This window comes from Mesorhizobium sp. WSM4311, assembly GCF_002295115.1.
Taxonomy (GTDB): Bacteria; Pseudomonadota; Alphaproteobacteria; order Rhizobiales; family Rhizobiaceae; genus Mesorhizobium.
Genome location: NZ_NSFV01000007.1, coordinates 155,679 through 181,099 on the forward strand (window position 1 = coordinate 155,679; position 25,421 = coordinate 181,099).

25 protein-coding genes are annotated in these 25,421 nt (G+C 63.6%); 14 read left to right on the forward strand and 11 right to left on the reverse strand.

What is annotated here, in order from left to right; all coding sequences use genetic code 11:
* Positions 1–39: 39 nt before the first annotated feature.
* Positions 40–1,296, reverse strand: a complete 1,257-nt coding sequence (locus tag CK226_RS19915) for a hypothetical protein (RefSeq protein WP_095792818.1) — start codon at positions 1,294–1,296, stop codon at positions 40–42.
* Between the two features lie 160 nt (positions 1,297–1,456).
* On the opposite strand from CK226_RS19915, the gene CK226_RS19920 reads away from it, so the two are divergent.
* Positions 1,457–2,515, forward strand: coding sequence for a CapA family protein (locus CK226_RS19920; protein WP_095792819.1), 1,059 nt, complete (start codon positions 1,457–1,459; stop codon positions 2,513–2,515).
* A gap of 204 nt (positions 2,516–2,719) precedes the next feature.
* The gene (locus tag CK226_RS19925; RefSeq protein ID WP_179301089.1) at positions 2,720–3,670 is read left to right on the forward strand and encodes a DUF3137 domain-containing protein; all 951 of its coding nucleotides are present in this window, start codon (positions 2,720–2,722) and stop codon (positions 3,668–3,670) included.
* Between the two features lie 6 nt (positions 3,671–3,676).
* Here the strand turns inward: CK226_RS19925 and CK226_RS19930 are convergent, their stop codons facing one another.
* On the reverse strand, positions 3,677–4,168 hold the full coding sequence (locus CK226_RS19930; RefSeq protein WP_095792979.1) for a DUF2314 domain-containing protein: 492 nt from the start codon (positions 4,166–4,168) through the stop codon (positions 3,677–3,679).
* Positions 4,169–4,608: 440 nt separating this feature from the next.
* Here CK226_RS19930 and CK226_RS19935 point away from each other — a divergent pair, with 440 nt between their 5' ends.
* The 3 genes from CK226_RS19935 to CK226_RS19945 all read left to right on the forward strand — a co-directional run bounded on the left by CK226_RS19935 (position 4,609) and on the right by CK226_RS19945 (position 7,317).
* Positions 4,609–4,851 (forward strand): DUF1344 domain-containing protein, encoded by a 243-nt coding sequence (locus CK226_RS19935; RefSeq protein ID WP_095792980.1) that lies wholly within the window; start codon positions 4,609–4,611, stop codon positions 4,849–4,851.
* Positions 4,852–5,055: 204 nt separating this feature from the next.
* On the forward strand, positions 5,056–6,678 hold the full coding sequence (locus CK226_RS19940) for an FAD-binding oxidoreductase (protein ID WP_095792820.1): 1,623 nt from the start codon (positions 5,056–5,058) through the stop codon (positions 6,676–6,678).
* 15 nt (positions 6,679–6,693) lie between these two features.
* A complete protein-coding gene (locus CK226_RS19945; RefSeq protein WP_095792821.1) occupies positions 6,694–7,317 on the forward strand; it encodes a hypothetical protein in 624 nt (207 codons plus the stop codon).
* A 63-nt stretch (positions 7,318–7,380) separates the two neighbouring features.
* On the opposite strand, the gene CK226_RS19950 is transcribed toward CK226_RS19945, so the two are convergent.
* The 3 genes from CK226_RS19950 to CK226_RS19960 form a co-directional block, all read right to left on the reverse strand.
* Positions 7,381–7,902 carry a hypothetical protein gene (locus CK226_RS19950; protein ID WP_095773568.1) on the reverse strand — a complete coding sequence of 174 codons (522 nt, stop codon included), beginning with the start codon at positions 7,900–7,902 and terminating at the stop codon, positions 7,381–7,383.
* A 141-nt stretch (positions 7,903–8,043) separates the two neighbouring features.
* Positions 8,044–9,174 (reverse strand): hypothetical protein, encoded by a 1,131-nt coding sequence (locus CK226_RS19955; RefSeq protein WP_095792822.1) that lies wholly within the window; start codon positions 9,172–9,174, stop codon positions 8,044–8,046.
* Between the two features lie 6 nt (positions 9,175–9,180).
* Entirely contained in the window at positions 9,181–9,615 is a 435-nt protein-coding gene (locus CK226_RS19960; protein WP_095792823.1) for a hypothetical protein, read from the reverse strand.
* 713 nt (positions 9,616–10,328) lie between these two features.
* On the opposite strand from CK226_RS19960, the gene CK226_RS19965 reads away from it, so the two are divergent.
* Positions 10,329–11,267: a diacylglycerol kinase family protein gene (locus CK226_RS19965; RefSeq protein ID WP_095792824.1), complete on the forward strand. Its 939-nt coding sequence runs from the start codon at positions 10,329–10,331 to the stop codon at positions 11,265–11,267.
* A gap of 93 nt (positions 11,268–11,360) precedes the next feature.
* On the opposite strand, the gene CK226_RS19970 is transcribed toward CK226_RS19965, so the two are convergent.
* From CK226_RS19970 to CK226_RS19980, 3 genes are read right to left on the reverse strand one after another with little or no spacing between them, the layout of a single operon-like run.
* A complete protein-coding gene (locus tag CK226_RS19970) occupies positions 11,361–12,278 on the reverse strand; it encodes an NAD(P)-dependent oxidoreductase (RefSeq protein ID WP_095792825.1) in 918 nt (305 codons plus the stop codon).
* The gene (locus CK226_RS19975; protein WP_095773573.1) at positions 12,275–13,489 is read right to left on the reverse strand and encodes a mandelate racemase/muconate lactonizing enzyme family protein; all 1,215 of its coding nucleotides are present in this window, start codon (positions 13,487–13,489) and stop codon (positions 12,275–12,277) included. Before CK226_RS19975 ends, CK226_RS19970 begins: the two co-directional genes overlap by 4 nt.
* Positions 13,486–15,102 (reverse strand): GMC family oxidoreductase N-terminal domain-containing protein, encoded by a 1,617-nt coding sequence (locus tag CK226_RS19980; RefSeq protein WP_095792826.1) that lies wholly within the window; start codon positions 15,100–15,102, stop codon positions 13,486–13,488. Before CK226_RS19980 ends, CK226_RS19975 begins: the two co-directional genes overlap by 4 nt.
* A 206-nt stretch (positions 15,103–15,308) precedes the next feature.
* On the opposite strand from CK226_RS19980, the gene CK226_RS19985 reads away from it, so the two are divergent.
* From CK226_RS19985 to CK226_RS34960, 3 genes are all read left to right on the forward strand, one after another.
* Complete coding sequence (locus CK226_RS19985) at positions 15,309–16,250, forward strand: phosphoribosylaminoimidazolesuccinocarboxamide synthase (RefSeq protein ID WP_095792827.1); 942 nt, start codon at positions 15,309–15,311, stop codon at positions 16,248–16,250.
* 105 nt (positions 16,251–16,355) lie between these two features.
* The gene (locus tag CK226_RS19990; protein WP_095792828.1) at positions 16,356–16,751 is read left to right on the forward strand and encodes an acyl-CoA thioesterase; all 396 of its coding nucleotides are present in this window, start codon (positions 16,356–16,358) and stop codon (positions 16,749–16,751) included.
* A 127-nt stretch (positions 16,752–16,878) separates the two neighbouring features.
* Positions 16,879–17,043, forward strand: coding sequence for a hypothetical protein (locus CK226_RS34960; protein WP_095792829.1), 165 nt, complete (start codon positions 16,879–16,881; stop codon positions 17,041–17,043).
* Between the two features lie 207 nt (positions 17,044–17,250).
* Here CK226_RS34960 and CK226_RS20000 read toward each other — a convergent pair whose 3' ends face one another.
* Positions 17,251–17,619, reverse strand: coding sequence for a helix-turn-helix domain-containing protein (locus tag CK226_RS20000; protein WP_179295992.1), 369 nt, complete (start codon positions 17,617–17,619; stop codon positions 17,251–17,253).
* Positions 17,620–17,711: 92 nt separating this feature from the next.
* Between CK226_RS20000 and CK226_RS20005 the strand changes: the two genes are divergently transcribed.
* Both CK226_RS20005 and CK226_RS20010 read left to right on the forward strand, forming a co-directional pair.
* A complete protein-coding gene (locus CK226_RS20005; RefSeq protein WP_095773578.1) occupies positions 17,712–18,317 on the forward strand; it encodes an NADPH-dependent FMN reductase in 606 nt (201 codons plus the stop codon).
* Between the two features lie 29 nt (positions 18,318–18,346).
* Positions 18,347–19,090, forward strand: a complete 744-nt coding sequence (locus tag CK226_RS20010) for a LysR substrate-binding domain-containing protein (protein ID WP_095792830.1) — start codon at positions 18,347–18,349, stop codon at positions 19,088–19,090.
* A gap of 32 nt (positions 19,091–19,122) precedes the next feature.
* On the opposite strand, the gene CK226_RS20015 is transcribed toward CK226_RS20010, so the two are convergent.
* Entirely contained in the window at positions 19,123–20,382 is a 1,260-nt protein-coding gene (locus CK226_RS20015; protein WP_095792831.1) for an RNA polymerase sigma factor, read from the reverse strand.
* Positions 20,379–20,783: a YciI family protein gene (locus tag CK226_RS20020; RefSeq protein ID WP_095789097.1), complete on the reverse strand. Its 405-nt coding sequence runs from the start codon at positions 20,781–20,783 to the stop codon at positions 20,379–20,381. The genes CK226_RS20015 and CK226_RS20020 overlap by 4 nt, the downstream gene beginning before the upstream one ends.
* 235 nt (positions 20,784–21,018) lie before the next feature.
* Here CK226_RS20020 and CK226_RS20025 point away from each other — a divergent pair, with 235 nt between their 5' ends.
* The 3 genes from CK226_RS20025 to CK226_RS20035 all read left to right on the forward strand — a co-directional run bounded on the left by CK226_RS20025 (position 21,019) and on the right by CK226_RS20035 (position 25,419).
* Positions 21,019–21,897: a DMT family transporter gene (locus tag CK226_RS20025; protein ID WP_095792981.1), complete on the forward strand. Its 879-nt coding sequence runs from the start codon at positions 21,019–21,021 to the stop codon at positions 21,895–21,897.
* A 253-nt stretch (positions 21,898–22,150) separates the two neighbouring features.
* Positions 22,151–23,644 carry a family 16 glycosylhydrolase gene (locus CK226_RS20030; protein WP_095792832.1) on the forward strand — a complete coding sequence of 498 codons (1,494 nt, stop codon included), beginning with the start codon at positions 22,151–22,153 and terminating at the stop codon, positions 23,642–23,644.
* A gap of 35 nt (positions 23,645–23,679) precedes the next feature.
* The gene (locus CK226_RS20035; protein WP_095792833.1) at positions 23,680–25,419 is read left to right on the forward strand and encodes a type I secretion system permease/ATPase; all 1,740 of its coding nucleotides are present in this window, start codon (positions 23,680–23,682) and stop codon (positions 25,417–25,419) included.
* Positions 25,420–25,421: the final 2 nt, after the last annotated feature.

The following is a 25,421-nucleotide window of genomic DNA, read 5'->3' on the forward strand; positions in this document are numbered from 1 at the left end:
CGCCCAGCGAGGGTAGGGACCCAGGTTCTGATAGGCCGCTCAGTTGAACCACAGCGCGAACGTCAAAAACCCGCCGCTGCCGAATTCGCGCTGGATCTGGTCGAAATCCTCGCTGGTCAGGATCCTGCCGCTTTCGAGATAAGGCGCGATTCCAGGGCCGGTGATCGACAGCACCAGGTCGAAGGGCTTCGGCTCGTCGAAGAAGCGCTTCATGTTGATGCCCTTGCCGGCGATGCGGAAATGCGGCAGCAGCGCGCGGCCCTCGAGCAGGTCCTCGGCCATGGTCAAGGTGGCGAGCCAGGCCTGAACCTGCTCCTCGCCGACGTCGAGGCCGGTCAGCGGGTTCTCGCCCTTCTGCTGTGGCCCAGGCAGCCATTCGCGGTCATTGTCAGTCTCGGCGCGGATCGCCTTCCAGTCCTCGCGCGACAGCCGGATCATTTCGAGCAATTCCCGGCGGGCTGCCTTGCGGCGCTCCGGTTCGACCACCGGCCAGTTGATCATGTGCACCATCGAGATGAAATCGGCGATGCGCCATTCCGAGGCGAACATGCTCGAGCCCATCTCGCTGGGGGGCGGCACGAGAATATCCTGCAAGGGCAGCTTGGCGCGCGGGAACAGCATGTGGAAGGAGCCATCGAAAGTGGTTCTGAAATCATGCGCCAGCCAGAAATCGGCCTGCGCCGTCAGGAACTCGGCATAGCCCTGCAGCCAATAGCCGTCGGCGCGGTCGAAGCGGAAGGTCAGCGCCGGTGCGGTATCGCCCTGCGAAAGGCCACCGTGCGACAGCGCGGCCATGATGGCCGCCATGCTTTCGTCCGGCGCGATCGTGCCGTCCTCGTTGAGGTCGATGCCGACATGGGTGAGGTCGATGACCATGCCGATATCGGCATCGGCCGGCACCGAGCCCAGGGTCGCGGCGGATTTTGCCAACCTGTCGCGGAAGGCCGCCAATATGGCGCGGAACTCTTCGTAGGTCAGCGGCTCGGGATTGGGATTGGAGGGCACCGGCAGCTGCATCAGCGGCAGCATGAAGGATTGCGGGCTTTCGAAGCCGTGGCGGTGCAGGCCGCTGGCGAGCAGTTCAAGTGCGGTGAAGAACTCACCGGCGCCGGCGGCATAGGCCGATGCCGGATCTTTCGGTGCGGCCGCCTCCAGCGTCGACAGGGCGCTGTCGCGCGCGGCCACGGTCTTAGCCTCGAAAAGCGCGGTTGCCCCTTCGGGCACGGCGGCGTGCGCCGAAGACAGCGGCACAAGCAGAATGAATGCGGATGCCATCAGGCTTGCTATTCGTGTCATCTTTCCCTCCCAAGCATTTGCCGCCGACGACCATACACAGATTTGCGGCTATTTGCGGTGTCGCGCCCGTCAGTGCCGATGTGCTGTCCACATCGTTGATTGACGACGGCTTCAACCCGCCCACGGGACAGTCTAAACAAGGCAAACGATTGGGCATTGCGTGTCGAACTATCCGCTTTCCTACAAACTGTCCTGGCTGCCGCGTTTCCTTAAGCCGTCGCTTGGCGGCGACGGCAATGGGTTTGCGCCGATGGCGGGGATGTTGATGGAGCCGCCGCCAAGGCGGACGGTGCGGCTTGCCTTCATCGGCGACATCTCGGCCGTGGCCAACGGCAGCACGCCGGATTTCGATCCGGCGATCAAGGCGCTGCTTGGCTCCGCCGATCTGGTGATCGGCAATTGCGAAAGCCCTGTCGTGGACAGGCCGAGCGCGGTGCTGGGCACAAGGCTCGGCACGCACCATGCGATGAGCGAGCGGTTTCTGGCAGAGGCGCTCGCCGCGGCCGGTCTTGCGCGCGAAAAGCTGGTGCTGTCGCTGGCCAACAACCATGCGCTCGACCAGGGCGTCGCCGGTTTCGACGAGACGGTGGCGGCGCTGAAGCGGCTCGGTATCGGCAGCATAGGCCTTGCCGCCGATGGCCCGGTGCAGCCGATCAAAGTCGGGCTGCTGAATGTCGGCTTCGCGGCCTTCACGCTGTGGCGCAATGCAGATGAGAGCCTGTTTGCAGGGCGTGTGTCGATGGGCAGTGATCCGGCCGGCTGGCGGCGCGGGTTCGATCTTCTTTGCGCCGTGCCGCATTGGGACTGGGAGTTCCGGCACTTTCCGCGCGCCGGGACGCGTGCATTGGCCAGGCGCCTGGCCGGGCAGGGCGTCGGCCTGATCGCCGGCCATCACGCGCATGTGGTGCAACCGGTGGAGCTGATCGGCGAGACCGTCGTCGCCTATGGGCTCGGCGATTTCCTCGGCACCGCCCTGGCGCGACAGCCATGGCCGGGGCGCATTGGTGGGATTTTCGTTGTGGATGTCAGTGCGGATGTCGAGACGCGCGGTGCGATTGCGGCCTACCGGATGCATCCGTTCGTGCGGCTGCGGGGCAGCGGCCATGAGCGGCTCGTGCCGGTGGAAGGGTTGGAGGGCGCGATGAGGGAAAGGGTCGAGAGGCGGTTGGGCGCGATCTTTCCTTCTCCCCTTGTGGGAGAAGGTGGATCGGCGCGTTAGCGCCGAGACGGTTGAGGGGTGGGTGACGAAGCGCCGTCGGCGTCAAGCTGGAACACCCCTCATCCGACCGAGCTTCGCTCGGCCACCTTCTCCCACAAGGGGAGAAGGGATCACCGCTTCATCCGTCTGGCGCCGCTCCTGCAAAACCAGCTATCATGATCGTAGTCAGGCTTGCGGGGGGTGGTGGTGGAAGCAGCGGATTTCATGCCTGATGAGACTGTCATCGCCGGCATCCGGAAGAACATCGAGGCCTATGAGGCGGCGCGGGCCTCGGCGGTGCGGCAGGTGCGCTGGCGGGTGCCGCTGTTCGTCGGGCTGGTGCTGGTGGCCGTGGCGGCGATCGCCTGGCTGTTCAACAAGGTCGCCGACCCCAACGAGCAATGGTTCTCGACGCCGCATGTGTTCCTCTATTGCATCGGCTTTGCCGCTTCGATCCTGCTGTATTTCCAGGCCATGAAGCCGGCGACGCGGCTGCAGCAATCGTTCCGCGACACGCTGCTGCCGATCATCTTCGGCTTCATCCGCGACATCAGTTATCAGCATGGCGGCAGGCCGAACTCGTTCGACCGGCTGCCGCGCGAGGCGGTCGGGCCCTTCAACCGGCAAGCCTTCGACGATGTCGTGTCCGGCCGCTACGAAGGGTTTCCGTTCGAGCTCTACGAGGCCGAATTGCGCGAAGGTACCGGCAAGGGCTCATCGATGGCGTTCAAGGGCGTCATCGTCGCTTTCGAGGCCGTCGAGCCGTTCCCGGGGATCCTGGTGGCGACGCGGCGGACCAATGCGGTCGTCGGCTTTTTCCGCGGCCTGTTCGGCTCCAAGCTGCAGGAGCTGTCATCGGGCGAACCATTGCTCGACGCGGCCTACGAATTCCGCACCGACAATGTCGAGGCGGCGCGGCCGCTGGTGACCGGCCGGCTGGCGCAGGCGCTGAAATGGCTCGGCGAAACCTGGCCGGACGATCCGGCCCGCGTCGCCCTCAACGGCGGCGATGGGTTCCTGCTGTTGCCGCAGGCAAAGAATTTCTTCGAGCTGCCGGAGATTTCGGCGCCGCTCGACTACACCAGGCATGTCGCGCCGATGATCTCCGACATGGGCGCCATGCTGGCGACGGCCGCATTGGTGCGCAAGATCGGCGCGAAGGACGAGATGGGTTGATCGCCGTCAGCAGTCGAAGCCATATTGTTCGCGCATGGCGTCTGCTTCTTCTTTGGACATTTTCTTGAACATCACGCAGACGGTGAAGCTGCCAACTTGACGTCCACCGCTTCTGTATCCCCAGTCGGAAATGTCGTCCCTGGTGAATTCTATGGCCTGGCCGAGGACGACATTGTGCACCCCCTCCGGCTGGTTTGCCAGGATGCCGACAAATCCGGCCCCGATGCGGCTGAACGGGATGACCCAGAAATGTTCGGTGACGTGTCCATCCCGCACCTTAACCTTCAGTTTGAACGTGTCTGTCCCAGGGGGAGGAGCCTCGGACAAGGCCAGGAATTCATCCAGTCTGCTGCGCGCCTTCGCGGTAGCCAGAGCCATATTGGGATCGTCGGGAGTAACGATGACGGTTTTGTCGCCCGGATCCAGGCCTTGTGCGCCGGCCAATCCCGGCGCAAACGCCAGCATCAGGGATATCATGGTCCGGACTGCAAGTTTCATCGTGTCCCCCGTCGCGACGGTTGAAATCATCGCGCATTCATTTCGGATTTGCAACCACAGCGCGAGTTTCATCCGCCTTTTTGAGATCGCGGTTGAGCTGATCCATGCAACAAAACTTGTATCAACCGAAGATCAGCAGGCTGTTTCGTGATGCAATCCGGGGCGGATTATGGCGGCTGCGTGATGGCCGCGAGGCGCCCGCTGCAATGGCCTAAACGATTCTTTTCGTGGACGAACGGCGCGCGTCGAAGCAAACGATAAGGCAGGAAACTGCGTCAGCCGCAAGCAATGTGTCAGAATTAAGCCTATGATTTCCTTTGCGAAAAGTCACTCAACGTGATTTGCGGCCAGCAGGCTTTCAGGCCCAGTGTCGGCTCGTTCGGTGCTGTCGTTGCGCAAGGCGGCAGCCCGGAAAAGTGAAACAGCACGGAGTGCTATCGATGAAGAAGACCCTCGCAACCACCGCCGCTCTGCTCGCCTTCCTCGGTACGGCCTATGCCGCGTCCGTTCAGGGCACCATCCAGGCGGTCGATCCGACGACCAAGTCGATTACACTCGACGACGGCAAGATCTATCAGCTGTCGCCGGAAGCGAAGATCGGCAAACTCAAGGTCGGCGCCAAGGTGGCGGTAACCGTCGATGACAAGACCGGCATGGTGACGTCGGTCAAGAAGGCTTCGTAGCCGCGAGCGTCATGCGTCGGCAGACCTGCTGACCGTACTTTTCAGACCCTGCTCCAATGTTGGCCGGTTCCTTCGGGGATCGGCCATTTTCATGCTCCTGTTCACTCATGCCAGGCCACTGAGGTGGCGGAACGCTGCCCCGGTAGCGGCCCCTATGGTTTTCGCCGAAGAGCCGCGCTATCCCTTGGCCAACGGGGGATCTGCATGGCTGACGAACAGAAGGGGTTTCGCCTATCGCGCCGGCTGGTGCTCGGTGCGGCTGTCGTCGGCGGCGCGGTGCTGTGGGGCGGAACCACAATGGCGCGGCTGGCGCGCGGGCCTTCAGGGCCGAAGAATGCCGGACGCATCGCCGACATCGATGGCATTGCCCTGCCGCTGAAACCGATTGCCAGTCCGCCAGCCTTTGAGCCTTCGCTACCCTGGTCGGCCAAGGGCGGCGACATGAACGATGCCAGCGGCCTGTCGCGGACGCCGGTCTATGGCGTGGTCGAGGTCAGCGAGGAGGACCATATCGCCAGGGCGTTGGCCTTCGCCCGCGCCAACGGGTTGAAAGTGTCGCTGGCCGCCATCCGCCATTCGATGGGCGGCCATGCCTTCGACGACAATGCGCTGGTGCTCGACCTCAAGAAATTCAACAAGGTCAGCGTCGACGCGGCGGCCAGGACCATGACGCTGAAGCCGGGCGCGCGCTGGCACGACATCCAGAACATGCTGCATCCGCGCTTCGCGGTGAAGGCGATGCAGTCGACCGACATTTTTTCGGTCGGCGGCTCGCTGTCGGTCAACGCGCATGGCATGGACCATCAGGCCGGTTCGGTTGCCGGCTCGATCCGCTCGATGCGGGTGATGCTGGCCGATGGGTCGGTGACCACCTGCTCTGCCACGCAGAACAGCGACCTGTTCCGCCATGTCGTCGGCGGCTACGGCCTGTTCGGCGTGGTGGTGGAGGCAACGCTCGATATCGTCGACAACGCCGTCTACCGCACCTCGCGCGAAATCATCAAATCGGACGATTTCCCAAAGTTCTTCGCCGAGGTGCTGGAGCCGAACAAGGATATCGGCCTGTTCTACGGCCATCTGTCGACGGCGCCGGGCAATTTCCTCGAGGACATGATCGTCTATCGCTACGACAAGGTGGCCGAAGAGCCGCCGGCCGACCAGCCCGATATCGGCGAGCCGGGCTCGGTCGGACTGAAGCGGGTGATCATCAACCTGGCGAAATGGGGCAGCCTGTTCCAGGAGCTGAAGTGGTTCACCGAGAAGACGCTGGAGCCGAAATTCGAGAGCTGCACGGTGGCGCGCACGGCAGCCATGGCGCAAGGCGAGGCGTGCCTCGTCACCCGCAACAACCCGATGCATGATTCGGTGCCGTATCTGTTCAACGATCTGACCGACGAAACCGACATACTGCACGAATATTTTATTCCACGGGCTGCGTATAATCCGTTCATCACCGAAGCGCGCGAGATCCTGCGCCATCAGTCCCTGCCGGTGCTCAACGCCTCGGTGCGCATCGTCCACAAGGAGGATGTGGCGCTGACCTACGCGCCGGAGCCGGCCTATTCGCTGGTGCTCTACATCAACCAGCCGACCGATGCCGACGGCAATGCGAGGATGCGGGCGCTGACGCGGGCGCTGATCGACGTGACGATCAAGCATGGCGGGCGCTTCTTCCTGCCCTACCAGCTGCATTACACGGCCAAGGAATTGCAGGCCTGCTATCCCGAGCTGCCGGCCTTCCTGGCGGCGAAACGGCACTATGACCCTACGGAACTGTTTTCCTCGACCTTCTACCGTGGCATCAAGGCGCTGAGCGGGGTTGCATAAGCAGGAGAATAGTCGATGCGCATGGTATCAGCGGCAGCCCTCACTCTCATCGCGCTGTGCGCTGGACCGGCCGGAGCCGAGGACCTCAAGGCGTTCAAGCTGACCATCGACGGCGTGGCGGTCGATATCGACCCCGGCGAGAGCAGGACCATCACGCTGCCCGGCGGTAAGCAGAGCAAGGTGACGCTCGAGCGCAACGACTTCGCCACCTTTTCGGGCGACAGTTTCTCCTTCGTCCATCCGAGCGGCATTTCGGTGACCAAGACCGATCTCGGCGAGAACATCACGCAATATCTGATGGCTTCGGCGCTTGGCACGATCGTCGTCGTGCAGGAATATGGCAAGATGAACCCGGTGTCGCTCAACCAACTGATGCTGCAGGAGATGACCAGGGAATCGGTGCAGGCCGGCGCGGCGCTGACGCAGCAGCCGACAACGCGCAAGCTCGCCGACGGCAAGGAGTTGACCGGCATCCGCGCCGAGGTGAAGACGCGCACCGACACCGCGTATTTCGAGATCGTCGGCTACGGCCTCGCCGATCAGGGGCTGTTGTTCGTCACGCGCGTCGGCAGCGAGGACCTGGCCACCGAACAGCCGCTGATCGATAAATTCTGGGAGAGCCTGAAGGTCAAGATGTAAATCTCTCCCTTATGCATGTCGTTGTCGCAAAACCGCTGCGCACTTTTGGGCGACATGCATTGACTACAGCCCCGTCGGCACCAGGCCGGCCAGCCAGTTCACGGAGCGTTTTGCGGCATCAGCCGTCGCGGAAGCCGCACGGCCAAGATCGGTCTTGACCACGGCATAGCCGTTCTTCGTGCGATAGAGCACGCCGGTTCCGCCATCGACCATCTGTTCGTAGGCGACGGGCCGGGCAGCGTCCGCGTCGACGGTCGTCGTCGGCGAGCCGACGGGCACGCTCGGCCGATGGCTCAGTTCCGGCGGCAGCGGGCTTTCCGTCCGCACGACCCTGCTGGCGGGCTTGAGTTCGGGGCGCGATGCGGTGGCGGCCAGTTGCGAGGAGGATGATGAACCCTTGGTGCGGCAGATGCCGGACACCAGCGGATAGTCGAAATTGCGCTGGTGCAGGATCTGGCTCTTCATCGCGGCCTCGCACTCGGCGATGGTCGACCACTTGGCCGGCGTCTCGCCGATATATTCGCACAATTTGGCGTCACAGTCGCAGCCGACAATGGTCATGGCGACAAGGGCGGTCTTGATCACGGTCTTGTCCCTTCGAGAGGTGCATGTCGCCCGTCAGGCAACATGCACCGTTCCATCGCGCGCGAACAAGGCGGGATTTGGCCCCGATTGTGAAATGAGCATGGCGGCAGTCTGATCCTTGCCGGGCGTGGCCGAAAGGCCTCAATAATCGTAGACGTGTTCAAGCTTGGCGCCTGCTTTCATCAGCGACGGCAGCACCAGATGCAGCTTGCGCACGGCCACGACCATGCCGGTGCGGCGCGTCGAAGGATCCGCCGGCAGCGGATAGCTGAACAGGATGCGCATGCCTTCGGGAACAGCGATCGAGTCGGTCGACAGCATGGTGACCATGATCTCGTCATTGCCGCCGATCTCGACGAAGGAGACGCCCTTGTCGATCAGCCGCGGGATCATGTCGGTGAAGACCTGATAGCGCCTGGTGACGAAGACGGTGCCGTCGGCACCGTAGTCGCGCTCCAGCAATGTGTCCGGCTCGTTGCGGGTGGCTTCGCCGACCGGGCCCTTGGCCCAGACATGGACATCGAGGAAGGCCGGGTCGGAGGTCGCGGCAAGTGCCTTTTTGATCAGGTCGGCATAGCCCTGCTTGATGGTGTCGGCGAGGCCGAAGGCAAGCTTGCGTTCGCTGGTGCGGACGGAGCTGTCGCCTGGCGCCGGCTGCACGGCAAACAGGCCGGCGCGCTTTTCGGCATAGGCGAACTGGTACCACGGCACCTGGTCGAGGAAGGCGGCGTAGTCCGCCGCCACCTTGGCCTGGTAGATGTCGGCGGCGGTGCGCTTGGCCGATGTCGCCTCGGTGACGCGGCCGACCGTGTTCTCATAGGCCCATTGCAATATATGCTCAATTGAGTGGCTGGTGCCGATGATGACCAGCATCTGGTGGTTGGCATAGTTGAACTTGTAGGGGGAACTGGCGCGGATCACCGTCACATAATCCTGCCAGAAGCGGCCGACATAGGACCAGTAGGGAAAGCCGCTCGGCTGGTCCTTGGCGACGAAGCCGGCATATTCGCGCGCGGCGTAGACGATCGCCCATTCGGGGTAGGTGAGGAAGGTCGATTCCTCCGGCCGTTGGTAGCCGGGAATTTCGGCGCGGACCTTGTCGGCCAGCGCCTTGGGCGGCGCGCCATCGGTAATGCCTGGCAACGGCGTCTTGTCGGGCGCCGGCGTCGTCAGGAAACCGTAGCTCAGCCCGACGACCGGGATGAGGATGATGATGACGATCAGCCAGATGATCGTCTTGATGATGCGCTTCAGCCATCGGAACAGCAACATGGCCGGTCAGGCCGTGGCGAAGTGGTCGTGTATGCGCTTCGACAGCCAGAAGCCGACATAGACGGCGAAGCCGCCAATGACGATGTGCGGCAGGTTGGCGAAGAAGCGGGCGGGGAACTCGATGTCGTTGAGGGAGCGGAAACCGTTGATGAAGATGCCGGCATCGAGGCAGCCGGAGCCGGTGATCAGCCCGAGCACGCCGTCGAACAGATAGACCGAGCCGAACAGCTTGAAATAGAACACCGCCTGGCGGTGCGAGATGAAGGCGGCGGCCAGCGCCCAGACGCCGGAGAAGGCGTGCAGCAGGTCGTCGTACCATTGCAATGAGAACAAGCCGAACAGATTGCCATTGGCATCGTTGAACGCCGGTATGTAGCCGATGGCGACGACGGCGAAGAACAGGAAAGCATAGGCAACGGCCAGCTTCTGGATCAGCGTCATGAAGTATCCCCCTTCAATCGACGTCGAACGTTAGCTGATTTTGCCGCCGGTTGCAGCCCCAAGCGGAAACACCGTAAAAATTGTGCGGGATGGAAAAACGACAGTCGGCGCTGGGATTTCTCCCAGCGCCTCCCTGTCAGATCAGGACACGGTCGCGGCAGCAACTTCCGTAAAGTCGTCGCGCCATGCCGGCCTTGATTTTGACGGTCCTGCCAGCCACCACCCCAAGGCAGTGTCCGTTCCAGACCACGCTGGTCTTGGCCCTTGCGGGCTTTGCCCTGCGTGCCATCGAAGGTTCTTGCCGTCCTTCATGGCAGCATCGGTCCGCCGTCGGCGTTGGCACGCTTTCCGCGGCCCCGTAGGTCTCGGCTACCGTCCCTCGAAACAGGCAAGCCTGCTCTCGCTTCGGGCCGTACGGGCCTCAGGAAATCCGCCTTTCACTTCCGCCTTTCGGCTTGGCGATCGGTAGCCGCCTGAGATGGGTTCAACATACGCCGGGTAAGTGTCCCGGGGAATGGCCCTGGGCCTGTGGATAGCGGGATTATCGGGGACCGTTTGGCGAGAGCTCGGGAACTTCGGTGCCCACTGCCTTAGACAGCCTGCCCCTCTTTTCGTCGTCGCAATCGACAGCGCCCCTTGCTCCGCCGGCGGGCGCGGGCTTCAATGCCGGCAAACGATCGGGCATGGATGTCCGGCGCCGGGGAGGGTGCGTCTTGAAAGTCGGGGTGGTTCTCAATCCGATAGCCGGTGGCGGCCGGCTGAAACGGCATTGGCCTGAAGTCTCCGCCTCGCTGAAAGAGCACTTTGGCGATTTCGAGCTGCGCGAGACGCAGGCCGAGGGCGACGCCGAACGGTTGGCCATCGACCTCGCCGCCACCGGCTTCGACCTGGTTATCGCCGCCGGTGGCGACGGCACCGCCAGCGAAGTGGCCGACGGGCTGCTGCAGGCATTCGAGGAGAGCGGCAAGACGACCGAGCTTGGCCTGCTGCCATGCGGCACCGGCATCGATTTCGCGCGCGGGCTTGGCCTGCCGAAGGCGGTGGACGCGACCTTGAAGCGGATCGCCGGGGCAGAGGGCCGCAAGATCGATGCCGGCCGCATCTGCTACATCGACGACCATGGCGCGCTCGCCAGCCGCCATTTCATCAATATCGCCAGCCTCGGCCTGTCAGGCGCCACCGACCGCGCCGTCAATGCCGACAAGCGCAAGGGCAAGACGTCGGCCAAGGTGCTGTTCCTGTGGCGCACCGTGGTCGAGTTCATCCGCTACCGCTTCCAGCGTGTGCGGATCACCGTCGACGACGGCGCGCCGGTCGAGGCGCGCATGGCGCTGGTGGCGGTGGCCAACGGCAAATTCTTCGGCGGCGGCATGATGATCGCGCCGGACGCCGAGCTGACCGACGGGCAATTCGATATCGTCATCCTGCGCGCGGCTGGCAAGCTGAAGCTGATCTGGGACATCCGCCTGCTCTATGGCGGCCGGCACCGCAACCATCCGGCGATCACCATCCTGCGCGGCAAGAAAGTGGTTGTCGAACCGCTCGACGATGTGGAAAAGAATGGCGCGCTGGTCGACATAGACGGTGAGTCGCCCGGACGCATACCGGCGACCTTCGAGATCCTGCCTGGCGCGCTGACGCTCAGATATTGAATCAAGGCGTTGCCAAATTGATTCAGGTCTTTTCGAAACTGAATCCGGCTATCGATTCAAGCAGATGAAATTGCTTGGTTTTCCGGTCTCCGGTCAGATTCCCAGTTTGGCTGGAAAACCAGGCGCGCGCAGGTCGGTGCCGACGGCATCCTCCAGCAATTTGACGATCCGGGTCGACCAGGCGCTGCCGCCATAGGCCGCCTTGCCCTGTTCGAAAATCGCGTTGACGCGGGATGCCAGCTCCAGCGGCACGCCGAAATCCTTGCCCATGCCCAACGCAAAGCCGAGGTCCTTCAGTGCCAGGTCCATGGTGAAGCCGATGTCGTAGGAGCCGTTGAGGACGAGCTGGCTTTCGGTCTCGTGGACGAAGCTGTTGCCGGAGGAGGCAACGATGGCGTGGTAGGATTGGGCGAGGTCGAGGCCACCCCGCTTGGCCAGCATCAACGCCTCGCCGGCGGCGACGAGATGGATGAAGGACAGCATGTTGGTGATCACCTTGATCACCGCGGCCGAGCCGATCGGCCCCATCAGGAAGGAACGCGCGCACATCGCTTCGATGGCCGTGCGATGGCGTTCGTAAAGCGCGGCATCGCCGCCGACCAGGGCGGTGATTTTTCCGACCGCCGCCAGATGCACGCCGCCGGTGACCGGGCATTCCAAGGTGTCGACGCCCTTGGCCGAGGCGAGGGCGGCGAGGCGCACGATCTCGTCGCGGCCATTGGTCGACATCTCGATCCAGGTGCCGCCCGGGGCCAGGCCTTCGAGCAAGCCGCGGGGACCGGCAAGCACCGCTTCGCTGACCTTCGGCGAGGGCAGGCAGGTTATGGCATTGCCGGCCCGCGCCGCCGCCTCGGCAGGGCTGTCGGCAGTGGTGGCGCCGAGCGCCACCAGACGCTCGCCGGCAGCCGGGTCGCGGTCGAAGACGGTGACGGCAAAGCCGTTGCGGATCAGGCTGGCGGCAAGGTTGCCGCCGAGATGACCGAGGCCGATGAACGCGTAACTCTCGCTCACGGCATCAACGGGGTCTGCATCATTTGCAGATGCAGATCCTTGCCGGTGTAGGGATGCGCATCGCAGACCGCTTCGTCGAGCTCGACCCCCAGCCCCGGTTCCTTCGAGGGGATGACATTGCCGTCCTGCCATTCGATCTTCTTCTTCAGCAGCGTGGCGTGGAAGCCGTCCCACTGCTTCAGCGATTCCAAGATGAGGAAGTTGGGCAACGTCACCGCCAGCTGGATGTTGGCGGCGCCGACGATCGGCCCGCAATAGCAGTGCGGCGCGACCTGGATGTGATAAGCCTCGGCCATCGCCGCGATCTTCTTGGTTTCGAGGATGCCGCCGGAGCGGCCGAGATCCGGCTGCAATATGGTTGCGGCGCGGTTTTCGATGACGCGGGCGAATTCGAATTTGGTCGTCAGCCGCTCGCCGGTGGCGATCGGGATCGAGGTGCCCCGGGCGACCTGCGCCATCACTTCGGGCATGTCAGGCGGCACCGGCTCCTCGAACCACAAGGGATCGTAGGGCTCGATGGCGCGTGCCATGCGCAGCGCCCCTGACGCGGTGAACTGGCCGTGCGTGCCGAAGAGGATGTCGGCGCGGTTGCCCACCGCCTCGCGGATTGCCTTGATCATGCGGGTGGAGACGTCGATGTCGATGAGGCGCGGCTGATGGCCGTCGAAGGCGGTATAGGGGCCGGCCGGGTCGAGCTTGACGGCATTGAAACCCTGCTCGACATATTCGAGCGCGCAAGCCGCCGCCATTTCGGGGTCGTTGTAGACGTTCCGGCCGTCCGGCGCATCCTCGGAATGGACGCTGCCGGTGTGCGGATAGAGGTAGGTGTAGGAGCGCAGCGTCTCATGTACCTGGCCTCCGAGCAATTTGTAGACCGGCTTGTTCGCCTCCTTGCCGATAATGTCCCAGCAGGCCATTTCGAGCGCCGAGAAACAGCCCATGCCGGAGACGTCAGGGCGCTGGGTGAAGCCGGAGGAATAGGCGCGGCGGAAGAAGTTCTCGATGTCGTGCGGATCGCGGCCGACGAGATAGCGCTCGGCCATGTCCTCGACCATTTTCGCCGTGACATGGGCGGAGAAGGTGGCGTTGTAGGCTTCGCCATAACCGACCACGCCGCCATCGGTGGTCAGCTTGACGAAGATGAAATACTTGCCGCCGATGCCGGGCGGCGGGTTGCCGACAACCCAGGTCTTGACGTCGGTGATCTTCATTTTTGGTCCTCCAGAACCAGTTCGGCGCCCTTCCACCCGGTCATGACCGAGGCGGCATTGGTGTTGCCGGTGATGTTGTCGGGAAAGATCGAGGCGTCGATGACGCGCAAGCCTTCGAGGCCGTGCACCTTGAGGCGCGGATCGACGACGGCGCGCGCGGAATCGGGACCCATGCGGCAGGTGGAGACCGGGTGATAGACGGTGCCGGAGCGTTTCCTGAAATCGGTGATCAGGTCTGCGTCCGACTGGATCGACGGGCCGGGCAGGACTTCCTCCTGGATGATTTCGGCCATGGCCGGCATCGAGGCGATCTTGCGCACGAACTTCACCGCCGCCAGCATCTCCTCGACATCGGCATTGGTCGAATAGGCATTGGCGGTGATCTTTGGATAGTCCAGCGGATTGCTGGAGCGGATCATGATCGCGCCCCGGCTCGACGGGCGGCAATTGGACAGGCCGATGGAGAAGCCCGGCCATGGATCCGGCGTCAGGATCGGCCGCTCACCGCTCTTCGGGATGACGGTCGAGAAGGCCTGGAAATAGAGCTGCATGTTGGGGCGCGAGAACGCCGGGTCGGTGCGGAAGAAACCGCCGCCATGGTTCATCGACAGCGACAGCGGTCCCGAGCGCGTCAGTATGTACTGCATGCCGACCAGCAGCTTGCCCCACCAGGGACGCAGGATCTGGTTGAGCGTCGGCACCTTGCCCTTGAACGTGTAGTTGATGCCGACATGGTCCTGCAGATTGGCGCCGACATTCTCGTTGGCGTGGACGATCGGGATGCCCAGCCCATTTAGCAAAGCCGCAGGGCCGATGCCGGAGAGTTGCATGAGTTGCGGCGAGTTGATCGAGCCGGCGGACAGGATCACTTCACGGCCGGCGCGCGCCGTCTTCGGTTGACCGTTCTGCAGATATTCGATGCCGATTGCGCGCTTGCCTTCGAACAGGATGCGCGTGGCCAAAGCGTTGGTCTCGACGCGGACATTGCCGCGCTTCATCGCGGGGTGGAGGAAGGCGCGCGCCGCGGACATACGGCGGCCGTTCTTGGTCGAGATCTGGTAGGTGCCGACGCCTTCCTGGGCGGCACCGTTGAAATCGGGATTGAGCGGCAGGCCGGCCTGCTGGCCGGCGGCGAGATAGCGCTTTGTCAGCGGGTGGACGGCGTTGGCCGTGTCGCTGATGTGCAGGGGACCACCGGTGCCGCGCCATCTGTCGGCGCCGGCCTCATTGTCCTCGAGCGCCTTGAAGATCGGCAACAGTTCGTCATAGCCCCAGCCGGGATTGCCGGCGGCGCGCCAGTCGTCGAAATCCTCGCGCGCGCCCCGGATCCAGACCATGGCGTTGATCGAGCTCGATCCGCCGAGCAGCTTGCCGCGCGGCCAGTGGTCGACATTGCCGCCGAGACCGGGATCGGCTTCGGTCTTGTAGTTCCAGTTGACCGCGGGATCGAAGAAGGTCTTGCCGTAGCCGAGCGGCATCTGCACGTAGAAGCGCCGGTCGGTGCCGCCGGCCTCCAGCACCAGCACGGAAAAACGCCCCGAGGCGGACAGTCTGTCGGCGAGCACCGAGCCGGCCGAGCCGGAGCCGACGATGATGAAGTCAAAAGTCTGCATGATTGAAACAGGCGGCTCCGGAAATCTGGCCGCAGCCTAGACGCGACGGCTTCGCCGCGTCGCCGGGCCTTCCGGCATGCGTTGTGAAAAATGCGACCGCGATGTCAGGTCGAGTTGCGGGGAATACCGACAATCGCGCTTGATAAGCATGGGGTCGACAGCTTATGCGAGGGCACCAGCCAAATCTGCGGAAGGCAGGACATCATATGCGGACCTTGTCGGATGCCTTCATTCCCGAGTTGCCGGGCCACTACAAGGGTAAGGTTCGCGAAAATTACGATCTGGCGGACGGACGACGCATCATCATCGCCACCGACCGTCTCAGCGCCTTCGACATCATCCTGACCTCGATCCCGTTCAAGGGCGAGATCCTCACCCAGACGGCGCGCTACTGGTTCGAGGAAACCGCCGATATCTGTCCGAACCATGTTCTCGAATATCCCGACCCCAATGTCGTCGTCGGCACGAGGCTCGACATCCTGCCGGTCGAGATCGTCGTGCGCGGCTATCTCGCCGGCACCACCAGCACCTCGATCCTGACCCGTTACCGTCGCGGCGAACGGGAGATGTACGGGATGCGCCTGCCGGACGGCCTGCGCGACAATGAGAAGCTGGCCGAGCCTGTGATTACGCCGACGAGCAAGGCGGCGGATGGCGGCCATGACGAGCCGCTGTCGAGGGCGGAGATCCTTGGACAGGGCCTGCTCACACAGGCACAATGGGACACCGTCTCGGATTACGCCTTGAAGCTGTTCGCTCGCGGCCAGGCGCGGGCCGCCGAGCGCGGCCTGATCCTTGCCGACACCAAATACGAATTCGGCACCGACAAGAACGGCACGATCATCCTGGCCGACGAAATCCATACACCCGACAGCAGCCGGTACTGGATCGCGGCGAGCTATGAACAGGCGCTTACAAGCGGCACGCGGCCGGACAGCTTCGACAAGGATTTCATCCGCTCCTGGGTGGCGGCGCGCTGCGATCCCTACAAGGACCCGATCCCCCGGATTCCCGACGAGATCGTCGAACAGGCCTCGCGCATCTATGCCCAGGCCTACGAGGCGATCACGGGCAAGGCATTCGTTCCCGACCTTTCCGGGGACACGGTTCTCGATCGCATCCGTTCGAACCTGGCGCGCTTCTTCTAGCAGCCAGGCGAAGCATTGCCCGGGGCGCGTTGACGCGTCCGCGCCATGACGCTACGGGATCGAGGGCAGTCGATCTCAAGCCATCGACCTTGAGGGATTTCTCGCATGGTGCATTACGCGGACGGACGGCCGATCGGAGACCTCACGTTGCGCACGCTGGCCATGCCTTCGGACGCCAATGCGGCCGGCGACATATTTGGCGGCTGGGTGATGGCGCAGATGGACCTTGCCTGCGGCATCCGCGCCGCCGAGCGCGCTAGGGGCCGCGTGGTGACGGCGGCGGTCAAGGAGATGTCCTTCGCCAAGCCGATGAAGATCGGCGACACGCTGTGCATCTACACCCATGTCGAACGCGTCGGCCGCACCTCGATGACGCTCAAGGTCGAAGCCTGGGCGCAGCGCTATCTCTCCGATTTGATGGAAAAGGTCACCCAGGCCGATTTCGTCATGGTGGCTTTGGACGGCGAGGGCAAGCCGAAGGCCGTTCCGGCCGAGGGTTGACCAGCCCGTTCTCGCGCTCCGTTTTCCCAGCGCAGGGCAATTGTAACATCGCCCGTGCGGGCGATGCGTTTGCCGACATCCAATGGTTGCCTTGACGCCCGACTGTGCCGGCGTTGGGGGAGAGACAATGCGTCAACACATACTGAACAGCTGGCTCGTGGCAGCGCTTGTCGCCTTGGTCTGCCTGCTCGGCGTAACGGCCTACGCCGAAGTCAAAAACGACCTTCGGCCCATCGCCTGCACGCATGGCAACAAGGGTGACCGCAAGCCTGCCGCGACATGCGCGCCCTGACCACGGCGCCCGGCGATCGCCTGGCGCCGAGAAGTTGAATGGTCCGCCTATGGTCCGCGATTGTCGTCGTCAAAGTAGCATGTGTGCCGGTCTGCCACCGGCGCCATAGGACAAAGTTGCGAGCCCGCGTCTAGAGAACCACGACTTCCCCGCTGCCAGGCAATTTCACCTGATGCGAAGCTCCGGATCCGTTGCCGCGCAAGGGTTTCAGCCATGCACGCCGTCGAATTTTTCGCGTGCCTCCCGCACACGCTGCGTGTTCCTGCGCGCCCATTCGCCAAGCGCGCTGACCGGGATCAGCAATTCATGGCCGAGTTCGGTCAGCTCGTAGTCGACGCGCGGCGGTATGGTCGGGAATACGGTGCGGGTGACGAAGCCGTCGCGCTCCAGTCCGCGCAAGGTGGTCGTCAGCATCTTCTGCGAGATGCCGCCGACAGCGGTGCGCAACTCGTTGAAACGCAACGGTCCTTGGCCGAGCTTGCCGACCACGAGCACGGTCCATTTGTCGCCGACGCGCTGCAGGATTTCCGAAACGGCGCGGCAGTCTTCGGTGTTAAGCGGGTTCCTCAGTAACAAAAAGGTGCCTCCTTGCGCATCGAGTTGACAGTATCTCATATAGCGCCGGTATCCAAATGATACCAGCTTATTACTGGAATGGAGAGCCCCCCATGTCAAAGCCGAAAATCGCCATCATCGTCGGTTCGACGCGCGCCGCGCGCTTCGCCGATGTGCCCACCCAATGGATCGCTAAGATCGCCAAGTCGCATGCCGATATCGATGTCGAGGTCGTCGACCTCAGGGACTTCCCGCTGCCTTTCTTCGACGAAGTCGCCTCTTCCGCCTGGGTGCCGTCGACCAACGAAGTGGCGCAGCGCTGGCAGAAGAAGGTCGCCGAATTTGACGGCTTCATCTTCACCGCCGCCGAATACAATCACGGCCCGACGGCCGTGCTCAAGAACGCCATCGACTACGCCGCCAACGAATGGAACAAGAAGCCGGCCGGCTTCCTCGGCTACGGCAGCGTCGGCGGCGCCCGCGCAGTCGAGCAGCTCCGTCTCCATGCCGTCGAACTGCAGATGGCGCCGGTCAAGTCGGCCGTTCATATCGCCTGGGGCGACTTCCTCGCCGTGCGCCAGGGCGAGAAGAAGCTCGAAGACCTCGAACATCTGAACCAGGCGGCCACCGCGCTGGTCAACGACGTCGCCTGGTGGGCAAAGGCGCTGAAGAAGGCGCGCGATGCCGACGTGGTCGACGAGGAAATCAAGGCGGCCTGACCGCCAGCCGAATTATCCTCCCAAGGGATATGGGGCGGCGCTTGCGTCGCCCTTTTTCATATGGATCGCGTTTCAGAGGTGATCAATTTGCTTCAAATGCGACGCTGCCTCTCATCCGCCTGCCGGAACCTTCTCGTACAGTGACGGGAGAAGGGAAACGGCCTCATCGCATCACGCTGTCGGATCATGCGCTGCAGACGACGGTCTGGCCAAAGCTGCGACCTGTCCTGCTCGATTATCCAGACCTGCGCGTCGAACTCCACAGCGACAACGGCATGAGAAACATCGTGGAGGAGCGGTTCGATGCCGGCGTGCGGCTCGGTGAAAGCATCGACAGGGACATGATCGCCGTCCGCATCGGCCCGGACTGGCGGCTGGTGGCAGTGGCGTCGCCGGACTACTTTCGGCGTCGTCCGGCTCCGAAGGCGCCGCAGGATCTCGTCGGGCATGACTGCATCAATATGCGCCAGGCCACGTTTGGCGGGCTATATGCTTGGGAGTTCGCAAAAGAGGGCCGTGATCTGCGTGTCCGGGTGGAAGGCCAACTCACCTTCAACACGTCCATCGTCATGATTGACGCCGCGATGAGCGGCTACGGCATCGCCTACGTGCCGGAAGATCTGGTCAGCCACCATCTCTTGGAGGGGCGGCTGGAACTCGCGCTGGACGACTGGAGCCCGCCGTTCCCTGGCTATCCTCTCTATTATCCAAGCAGGCGGCAGGTGTCTCCGGCGATGGCTGTTGTCGTCGATGTACTGCGGTATCGAAACTGAGACCGAACCAAGGCGCCGCTGGCGTGAAGACGTCAGGAGCGGCCGCCCGAGGGTGAACCCGCGCGGGCGAGCAGCAGCGCGCGCTCCCTCTCATTGCCGGTCAATTCGGCGGCCTGGCGGAACGCGGCGCGGGCTTCCGCCCGATGTCCCAGTTTCTCCAGAAGATCGCCGCGCACCGTGGGCAGGAGATGCGAGCCCTTCAGGCGCGGCTCGTCCTTCAAGGCCTCGACGATGGCGAGGCCCTGCGCCGGTCCGAACGCCATGCCGACGGCCACCGCCCGGTTGATCTCGACGATGGGCGAGGGGGCCGCCAAGGCAAGGGCCTGATAATAGGCGGCGATCGCGATCCAGTCGGTGTCGGCGGCGGTTGCCGCGCGGCTATGGCAGGCGGCGATCATCGCCTGCAACTGATAGGGGCCCGGTGTCGATGTCAGGGTCATCGCCCGGTTCAGGCCGTCGAGGCCGCGCCGGATGAGCGACCAGTTCCAGCGCGTGCGGTCTTGGTCGAGCAGTAGGATCGGCTCACCCGCTTTGCCGGTGCGGGCAGGAAAGCGCGAGGCGTTGAGTTCCATCAGCGACACCAGCCCCTGCACCTCGGGCTCATCAGGCATCAGCGCCGCCAGCGAACGGCCAAGGCGCAGCGCCTCGCCACAGAGATCGGCGCGCAGCCAGTCCGATCCAGCGGTCGCCACATAGCCTTCGTTGAAGATGAGATAGACCACCTCCAGCACAGCGGCGAGGCGTTCGCGCCGCTCTTGCCCGCGCGGGGTCTCGAACGCGATGGCGGCATCGCGAAGCGCCCGCTTGGCTCGCACGATGCGCTGGGCGGCGGTGGCTTCGGGCACCAGGAAGGCACGGGCGATCTCGGCCGTCGACAACCCGCCCAGCAGGCGCAGGGCGAGGGCCGCGCGCTGCTCGACCGGCAAGATGGGATGGCAAGCGGTGAAGATCAGCCGCAAAAGGTCATCGTCGATATCCTCGTCCAGCGCGGCCTCGATGTCGGGCATCTCGCGCTCCAGCTCGGCGAGGTCGATGGCGAGTTCGCGGTGCTTGCCGTCGATCATGGTGGTGCGGCGCAGCCGGTCGAGCGCCCGGTTCCTGCCGACCTCGGTCAACCAGGCGGCCGGGTTGCGCGGGATGCCGTCCCGTGGCCAGCGCTCCAGCGCCAGCAGGAAGGCATCGCCGGCGACCTCTTCGGCGAGCCCGACATCCCTGAGACAGCGGACGAGCCTGGCGGTGAGCTTCGGCTGCTCGATCCGCCAGACCGCTTCGATGGTAGTTGTGGCCGTCAACCCATCAGCTCGCCAAAACCTTCCGCCACCTTCTGCACGTCCTCGGGGAAATCGCTCATCTCAAAGACGCGGCGAACCTCGATCACGTCATTTTCCCCTGCGGGGCAGCGGCGGGCCCATTCGATGGCTTCTTCACGCGAGCGTACGTCGATGACCCAATAGCCGCCCAGCACTTCCTTGACCTCCGCGAACGGCCCGTCGGTGACGACGGGCTTGCCGCCCTTGAAGCTGACCCGCGCGCCCGATGACGGCGGATGCAGCCCGTCGAGCGCCAGCAACACGCCGGCCTTCTTGAGCTCCTCATTGTATTTCATCATTCCCTCCACCCCCTTGGCGTCGGGCCTGACGTCGGGCGCTGCCTCGGCGTAGCCGCCGGGGATCATCAGCATCATGAACCGCATGGTCTTCTCCTTGGTTGGGTTGGTTCGATGATACGACGAACAACGGGTGGCGGAATCGACAGGTGCCGCAAAAAAAGTTCGAATCGCGATTGCCCCCGGACCGACAGCGTTGGACCGCCACATGGGCGAGGCTGCCATCTGGCCCTGTCCTTTTGCCCTGATATGTCAGCTTGCATCCGTCATCCTCGAGAAAGCCCGCGTGAAATCATCCAGCCTGGCCGGCGCCGTTTCCCCTATGGTCCCGGTGCTCGTCTGCGCATTCGGTATCTTCCTTCTGTCCGGCATGGATGCGGCGATGAAGGTGCTGGTCATCGCGGTCGGTGTCTACAACACGGTGCTGTGGCGCAGCATGCTGGCGACATTGGTCGCGGGGGCGGGCTGGCTGGCGGGGCCGCGCTCGCTTCCGGTTGCCTCGGTGCTGAGGCTGCATGCGCTGCGCGCGGTGGTTGTCGGCATTGTCCTGCTGTCATTCTTCTGGGGGCTTGCAAGGCTGCCGCTGGCGGAGGCGGTCGGGCTTAGTTTCGTGGCGCCGCTGTTCGCGCTCCTGCTGGCCGCGCTGCTTTTGGGCGAAAGGATACAGCGCAAGGCCATCTGGGCCTCGCTCGCCGGTATTGCGGGTGTCGCAGTCATAGTGGCGGGCCAGTTCGGGCAGAAGACCTATGCCGGCGATGCGCTGCTCGGCACCGCTGCGGTGCTGGTCTCGACGGTGTTCTATGCCTACAATCTGATCCTCGCGCGGCGACAGGCGATGCTGGCCAAGCCAATCGAGATCATGCTGTTCCAGAACCTTTGTGTCGCGGTCATGCTTGGTCTTGCCGCGCCCTGGCTCGCTATCGCCTTGCCCAGCAATCTTTGGCTTCCGCTTGCCGGGGTGACGGCACTGTCGCTCGCCGGCCAGTTCCTGATGAGCTGGGCCTATGCGCGGGCCGAAGCGCAATATCTGATCTCGACCGAATATTCGGCCTTCATCTGGGCGATCGCGCTCGGCTGGTTCTTCTTCGACGAGGCGGTGACCTGGACGACGCTGGCGGGAGCCGGCCTCATCGTGGCCAGCTGCCTGATCGCCGCGCGCTCCAACCCCAGACTTGCCGAGCCGATCGAAGTCGCGGTTTGAGGGAAGCGCGCAAGTAGATCGGTGCCTATTGTAAAATTTTATTAAATATTTCGTCGGGCGAATTACTGCCTGTACACCATTCGTCGGGTTGTTGTGCTTCCAGTCCCGGAAAACGTCACTCAATGGTCGATGTAATGGTGAACTATGTGGCAAGTTCCTGGAACGGTATCGTGCATGGCAACGTTGGTCCGGATGCGGCCGCCTGGAATCGAACGATCCGAGCAGGCCAGGCATCACGAGGAGGATTTGTCCTATGAGCTTCTTCGTCAACGCCCTCGGCGTTCCGCTTCCCTACAGCGGCGCTTCCAGCCATTGGTACTCGGCGGCAGGGTCCGGGCCGGACTTGTACGGCAGCTCCGGAAACGACTCATTCTACGGAGCATCCGGTGTCAACGTCACCATGCACGGAGGCACGGGCGATGACATCTATTACCTCTATGCGGCGGGCAACAAGGTGGCGGAGGCCCCTGGGGCAGGCATCGACACGATCAGCACATGGATGAGCTATAAGCTCCCCGACAACGTCGAGAATCTCGTCGTCACAAACGCCAACAACTATGCTTTCGGAAATGGGTTGGACAACATCATCACCGCCAAGGCCGGGCACCAGACTCTGGACGGCGGCGCGGGAAACGATGTGCTGATCGATGGCGGCGGCGGTTACGACACGTTCATCGTCTCGAAAGGCAACGGCAGCGACCTGATAGCGAATTTTGCCGCCACCGACACGGTCCGCCTTAATGGCTATGGGTTCATGTCGTTCGACGCCATCCATTCAAACATGATCCAGGCGGGATCGAACGTGCTGCTGAACCTCGGGTCCGGCGAGATCCTCGAGTTCAAGGACACGACCATCGACAAGCTGCAGCCCAGCCAGTTCGAATTGCCGATCGACAAATCCGGGATGCAGCTCTCCTTCAGCGACGATTTCAACACGCTGAACCTTCACAATAGCCAGGGCGGCACGTGGGATTCCAACTTCTGGTGGGGAGCACCGAACGGCAGCACGTTGAGCAGCAACAACGAACTGCAATGGTATATCGACGCCAACTACGCACCGACGAGCTCCGTCCATCCGTTCAGCGTGAACAACGGCGTGCTCACAATCACCGCGGCGCAGGCGCCGGCGGACATCAAGCCGCTGATCAACAACTACGAATACACCTCAGGCATACTGACCACTCACGATTCCTTCTCGCAGACCTATGGCTATTTCGAAATACGGGCCGACCTGCCCGAGAATGCCGGTGCCTGGCCGGCCTTCTGGCTGCTTCCGGAAGACGGTTCGTGGCCGCCGGAACTCGATGTCGTGGAGACGATCGGCCAGGCCCCGAACTCATTGATCATGACGGCGCACTCGAATGAAACGGGGACGCATACCAAGGTCACGTCGATAGTGAGTGTCTCGAACCCCGCCGGCTTCCACACCTATGGCCTGCTCTGGACGCCGGACAAGCTCGTCTGGACCTATGACGGCGTGCAGGTCGCGGAAACGGCGACGCCGTCCGACATGAACAAGCCCATGTACATGCTGGTCGATCTCGCGGTCGGCGGCTTGGCCGGCACCCCTCCTGATCATCTGGCCACGCCGGCCGAGATGAAGATCGACTACGTCCGCGCCTATACGCTGGACAGTGCGCCGGCAAACGCCCTGAACATCACCAGCAGCAGCATCGGCACGCACAGTGTCGCAACGCACGGCAACAGCACGCTGCACGGCGGTTCCGAGTTCGGGGGCCACGCGTAGGGTCTCTGGAACATGCAGCGTCGGGGAATGTGGAAATGACTGGACCGTCTGGCCTGCGTCCGGTCTTCATGCGCGCCATCGCCGATGTCGGCGTCTTCTCGCTGTTGATCAACGTCCTGCTGTTGGTGATTCCGCTCTACCTGCTGCAGGTCTATGACCGCGTGCTGCCGTCCTCCAGCGTCGAGACGCTTGTGTATCTTTCGGCCATCGCGGTTCTCACGCTCGCTTTCCTCGGGCTTCTGGACGCGATCCGCGCCGTGTACACGCAGCGCGTTGCGGCGACCGTCGACCAGAAACTGGGCGCCGGCACATTCGCTGTTTCGCTTGGCGCGAAACATGCGGGCGGCCTGTCGCCGCTGCGCGACCTCGCCTCGGTCTGCGCCTTCATCAGGTCGCGCGGCGTGGCGGTGTTGTTCGACCTGCCTTTCGCCCCTGTCTTCCTCGCCTTGCTCTATCTCATCCATCCGGTGCTGTTCTGGGTGACGGTCGCCGGCGCGGCGCTTCTGCTTTTGCTGGTCGTGGCCAACCAGCTTGCCATCGGCAGGAACGACGCCTTGTCCGCGGAGCGTTCGGCCTTGGCCAGCCAGGCGGAACAGGCCTTTGCCCGCAATGCCGAAACGCTGCGCGCCATGGGCATGGTGGAGAACGCCGCGCAGATCTGGGGACGGCACGTGGCGGCAGCGCTCACCCTGCATGACCGTTCCTCGAGTGCCAATGCGGTCTTCAGCGGTGCCTCGCGGGCGCTGCGCATGATGCTGCAACTGGCGATCCTGGGCGCCGGCGCATGGCTGGTGCTCAAGGGACAGATGACGGCGGGCATGATCTTCGCTTCCTCGCTGGTGTCGTCGCGCGCGCTGCAGCCGCTCGACCAGTTGATCGGCGCCTGGCGGCAGATCGCCGACGCCCGGCGGGCGTGGAAGCGGCTGGAGACAGCGCTTGCGGCGCGTCCGGCTGAAGCGCGCAAACTCATCCTGCCCGATCCGGCAGGCGCGATTTCCGTGCAGGACGTTTTCTTCATGGCGCCGAATGCGCAGCCCGGCACCGAACCCATCCTCAAGCGGCTGAACTTTCAAATCGGTGCCGGCGAAGCGTTGGCCATCGTCGGCCCGAGCGGCGCCGGCAAATCGACGCTGGCGCGGTTGCTTGTGAGCGCTGCGCGGCCGACCGGCGGTGCGGTCAGGATCGACGGCGCCGACCTCAGGACCTGGGACGAAAACCAGCTCGGAAAGCATGTCGGCTACCTCGCGCAGGAGGTCGAGCTCTTTCCAGGATCGATCGCGCAAAACGTCGCCCGCTTCGACCCCGATGCAGATGACGTCGCGATCATCGAGGCAGCAAGGCGGGCCGAGGTGCATGAACTGGTCCTGGCGCAGCGGGACGGCTACCAGACATTGATAGGTCCTTCGGACAGGACGCTGTCGGGCGGCGAACGCCAGAGGATCGGGCTGGCACGCGCCTTCTACGGCAATCCCAGAATTCTCGTCCTGGACGAGCCCAGCACCCATCTCGACGGCACCGGCGAAGCGGCGCTCGAGGCGGTACTCGCCGCCGCGAAGGCGGCCGGCGTCACGATGGTCGTGATCACGCATCGCCCTTCGATTGCCGCGTCCTGCGACCGTGTGATGCTTCTGCGTGGCGGCGCGATCGAAGCCTTCGGCCCAAGCAGCGAGGTGCTGCGGCATTCGGGCAAGGGCCTTCCCGCGCAGCCGAATACGGTGGTGACAGGATCATTCGCCACGACGATCCGCACGCATAACATCCGTTTTGGGTCGTAGAT

What these genes read in the sequence shown, in the direction of transcription:
- CK226_RS19915 (WP_095792818.1), bottom strand. Translation starts at nt 1,296, where the DNA reads ATGACACGAATAGCAAGCCTGATGGCATCCGCATTCATTCTGCTTGTG.
- CK226_RS19925 (WP_179301089.1), top strand. Translation starts at nt 2,720, where the DNA reads ATGCCTGATGAGACTGTCATCGCCGGCATCCGGAAGAACATCGAGGCC.
- CK226_RS19930 (WP_095792979.1), bottom strand. Translation starts at nt 4,168, where the DNA reads ATGAAACTTGCAGTCCGGACCATGATATCCCTGATGCTGGCGTTTGCG.
- CK226_RS19935 (WP_095792980.1), top strand. Translation starts at nt 4,609, where the DNA reads ATGAAGAAGACCCTCGCAACCACCGCCGCTCTGCTCGCCTTCCTCGGT.
- CK226_RS19940 (WP_095792820.1), top strand. Translation starts at nt 5,056, where the DNA reads ATGGCTGACGAACAGAAGGGGTTTCGCCTATCGCGCCGGCTGGTGCTC.
- CK226_RS19945 (WP_095792821.1), top strand. Translation starts at nt 6,694, where the DNA reads ATGCGCATGGTATCAGCGGCAGCCCTCACTCTCATCGCGCTGTGCGCT.
- CK226_RS19955 (WP_095792822.1), bottom strand. Translation starts at nt 9,174, where the DNA reads ATGTTGCTGTTCCGATGGCTGAAGCGCATCATCAAGACGATCATCTGG.
- CK226_RS19960 (WP_095792823.1), bottom strand. Translation starts at nt 9,615, where the DNA reads ATGACGCTGATCCAGAAGCTGGCCGTTGCCTATGCTTTCCTGTTCTTC.
- CK226_RS19975 (WP_095773573.1), bottom strand. Translation starts at nt 13,489, where the DNA reads ATGAAGATCACCGACGTCAAGACCTGGGTTGTCGGCAACCCGCCGCCC.
- CK226_RS19980 (WP_095792826.1), bottom strand. Translation starts at nt 15,102, where the DNA reads ATGCAGACTTTTGACTTCATCATCGTCGGCTCCGGCTCGGCCGGCTCG.
- CK226_RS19985 (WP_095792827.1), top strand. Translation starts at nt 15,309, where the DNA reads ATGCGGACCTTGTCGGATGCCTTCATTCCCGAGTTGCCGGGCCACTAC.
- CK226_RS19990 (WP_095792828.1), top strand. Translation starts at nt 16,356, where the DNA reads ATGGTGCATTACGCGGACGGACGGCCGATCGGAGACCTCACGTTGCGC.
- CK226_RS34960 (WP_095792829.1), top strand. Translation starts at nt 16,879, where the DNA reads ATGCGTCAACACATACTGAACAGCTGGCTCGTGGCAGCGCTTGTCGCC.
- CK226_RS20005 (WP_095773578.1), top strand. Translation starts at nt 17,712, where the DNA reads ATGTCAAAGCCGAAAATCGCCATCATCGTCGGTTCGACGCGCGCCGCG.
- CK226_RS20010 (WP_095792830.1), top strand. Translation starts at nt 18,347, where the DNA reads ATGGGGCGGCGCTTGCGTCGCCCTTTTTCATATGGATCGCGTTTCAGA.
- CK226_RS20020 (WP_095789097.1), bottom strand. Translation starts at nt 20,783, where the DNA reads ATGCGGTTCATGATGCTGATGATCCCCGGCGGCTACGCCGAGGCAGCG.
- CK226_RS20025 (WP_095792981.1), top strand. Translation starts at nt 21,019, where the DNA reads ATGGTCCCGGTGCTCGTCTGCGCATTCGGTATCTTCCTTCTGTCCGGC.
- CK226_RS20030 (WP_095792832.1), top strand. Translation starts at nt 22,151, where the DNA reads ATGAGCTTCTTCGTCAACGCCCTCGGCGTTCCGCTTCCCTACAGCGGC.
- CK226_RS20035 (WP_095792833.1), top strand. Translation starts at nt 23,680, where the DNA reads ATGACTGGACCGTCTGGCCTGCGTCCGGTCTTCATGCGCGCCATCGCC.